Here is a 2,461-nt window from a genome sequence, read left to right as displayed (position 1 = left end):
GAGCCGCGTCGACGCCGCAGACACCCCCTGCGCGATCGCCGCGGTCAGCCCCTCGACGCGGTCGCGCACGATCCGCACGCGGGGCACCGGGAGCAGGGCGGCCGCGGTGACCTCGTCGCTCGTGACCACCACGACCTCCGCGACCCGCGGGCACAGCGCGGCGGCCTCGACCGTGTCGAGCGCGATCGCCCGGGCGAGCGGCTCGCGGTCGACGCCCGGGAGCCGCAGTCGCGTCTTCCCGAACTCCGCCCGCTTCACCGGGATCACGACCACCCACTCCCGCGCCGGGGCGTGCGGTGACGCCCCGGCACGCAGACCGCCCGTCATGGCCGCGCCCTCACCCGCGCAGCCGCGGCGCGATGTCGCGCTCGAACAGCTGCAGGAACCGGCGCTGATCGTGACCGGGCGCGTGGAAGACGAGGTGGTTGAAGCCCCAGTCGATGTACTGCTGGATCTCGGCGGCGACCGCGTCGGGGTCGTTGCCGACGATCCACCGCTTGGCGATGGTCTCCAGGGGCAGCGCGTCGGCGGCCTTCTCCATCTCGACCGGGTCGGTGATGTCGTGCTTCTGCTCCTTCGACAGCGACAGCGGGGACCAGAACCGGGTGTTCTCCAGCGCCGCCTCCCTGGTCTCCTCGTACGACAGCTTGATCTCGATCATGCGGTCGTACGTGTCGAAGGAGCGCTCGGACTGCTCCAGGCCCTCCTTCACGGCGGGCAGCAGCTGGTCGACGTAGAGCTCCTGGCCCTTGCCCGACGTGCAGATGAAGCCGTCGCCCGCGCGGCCGGCGTAGCGGGCGACCATCGGGCCGCCCGCGGCGATGTAGATGGGGATGCCGCCCTCGGGCCGGTCGTAGATGGAGGCGTCGTGCGTGGAGTAGTACTCGCCGTCGAAGCTCACGCGGTCGCCCGACCACAGCGCCCGCATGAGCTGCACCGACTCGCGCAGGCGGGCGTAGCGCTCCTTGAACTCGGGCCACTCCTGCTCACCGGCGCCGCGGAACCCGGTGGCGATCTCGTTGAGCGCCTCGCCGGAGCCGACCCCCAGGATCACCCGGTCGGGGTAGAGGCAGCCGAGGCTCGCGAACGCCTGGGCGAGCACCGCCGGGTTGTAGCGGAAGGTGGGGGTGAGCACGGAGGTGCCGATGCGGATGCTCGACGTGCGCTCGCCGACAGCCGCCATCCAGGTGAGCGAGAACGGCGCGTGACCGCCGGTGTGCCGCCACGGCTGGAAGTGGTCGCTCGCGAACACGGACTGCATGCCGTGCGCCTCGGCCGCGACCGAGATCTCGACCAGCTCACGCGGGTCGAACTGCTCGGCGCTGGCCTTGTATCCGAGGGTCAGTGTCATGTCGCATCCTTCTGTTCGGGTGGGGAGAGTTCGGCGCGCGCGGCCGCATAGCCGTCGCGGTAGCCCTGGTCGAGCGCCTCGGCGGTGCCCAGCCAGAAGAGGTCGCGGTCGGCGCCGCGCACGATGCTCGACGCGCCGGGCAGGTCGAGCGGACCCACGAGGTCGCCGCGGCCTCGCACGACGGCGACCGGGTTCCCGCTGGCCTTGCCCTTGACGAGGTCGGCGGCGGCGGCGAGCTCGTCTGCGACGCACGGGGTCGTGACGCTGAGCACCTTGCCCGCCTGGTCGGTGGTGCCGCGGAGGTCGGCGACCATGTGCACGCCGCCGCCGCCGATCGCGACGTCGATCTGTCCTTCGCGCCAGGGCCGCCCGAGGGTGTCGCTGAGGAGCACACCGACCTCGGCCCCGGTCGCGGCGCGGAGCCCCGCGGCGAGCGCACGGGCGGAGCGGTCGGGGTCTTCGGGCAGCAGCAGCACCCAGCCGTCGGGGGTGTTGCTGGCGTCGACGCCCGCGGCCGCGGCGACCATGCCGAGGCGGTTCTCGACGATGCGCATGGTGTGGCCGTCGTGGGTGCGGGAGGCGACGAGGCGCACGGTCTCCGCCGTGATCGCGGCCTCCCGGTCGGCGGCCTGCACGTAGCGCCCCTCCGCCTTGGACACGATCTTCGAGGTGACGACGAGGATGTCGCCGTGCTGCAGTTCCACGCCCGTGGCGAGGATGAGCCCGACCAGGTCGTCGCCCGGGCGCACCTCGCCCATGCCGGGGAGGGCGAACACGTGCAGGCCGGGGGCGGTCATGCGCGCACCTTCGGCAGCACGTCGCGCCCGAAGACCTCGAGCCACTCCCGCTGGTTCGGCCCCACGTTGTGCAGGTAGATGCGGGTGAAGCCGAGGTCGGCGTAGCGCTGGATCTGCGCGCGATGCACGTCGGGGTCGGCGGAGATCAGCATCGACGCGCGCAGGTCCTCCGGGGTCACGCCGCGCACGAGCTGCTCGAAGTCGTAGGGCGAGCGCACGTCGCCTCGCCGCATGCGCAGCGCCGCGATGGGCCACTCGGCGTGGGCCTGGGCGAGCGCCTGCTCCTCGGTCGGCGCCCACGACAGCGGCAGCT

General features: G+C 72.8%; 2 protein-coding genes and 2 pseudogenes. All 4 read right to left on the bottom strand.

The genetic code is table 11. From position 1 onward, the window contains the following. Window positions 1-327: pseudogene (locus DW309_RS11065) on the bottom strand (hypothetical protein); the annotation flags it as partial. A gap of 10 nt (window positions 328-337) precedes the next feature. Next, window positions 338-1,351 carry a glucose-6-phosphate dehydrogenase (coenzyme-F420) gene (gene fgd, locus DW309_RS11060; protein WP_136045405.1) on the bottom strand — a complete coding sequence of 338 codons (1,014 nt, stop codon included), beginning with the start codon at window positions 1,349-1,351 and terminating at the stop codon, window positions 338-340. Continuing rightward, the gene (cofE, locus tag DW309_RS11055) at window positions 1,348-2,148 is read right to left on the bottom strand and encodes a coenzyme F420-0:L-glutamate ligase (protein WP_136045404.1); all 801 of its coding nucleotides are present in this window, start codon (window positions 2,146-2,148) and stop codon (window positions 1,348-1,350) included. Before cofE ends, fgd begins: the two co-directional genes overlap by 4 nt. Further along, a pseudogene (locus DW309_RS11050) lies at window positions 2,145-2,461 on the bottom strand (LLM class flavin-dependent oxidoreductase); the annotation flags it as partial. The gene cofE and the pseudogene DW309_RS11050, both read right to left, overlap by 4 nt.

This window comes from Microbacterium sp. K41 (genome assembly GCF_004794395.1).
Classification (GTDB): Bacteria; Actinomycetota; Actinomycetes; order Actinomycetales; family Microbacteriaceae; genus Microbacterium; species Microbacterium sufflavum.
This window is presented reverse-complemented; position numbering and strand designations above follow the sequence as displayed.

Bases quoted from the DNA above. Each gene is read 5' to 3' on its own strand.
- fgd (WP_136045405.1), bottom strand. From the start codon at position 1,351: ATGACACTGACCCTCGGATACAAGGCCAGCGCCGAGCAGTTCGACCCG.
- cofE (WP_136045404.1), bottom strand. From the start codon at position 2,148: ATGACCGCCCCCGGCCTGCACGTGTTCGCCCTCCCCGGCATGGGCGAG.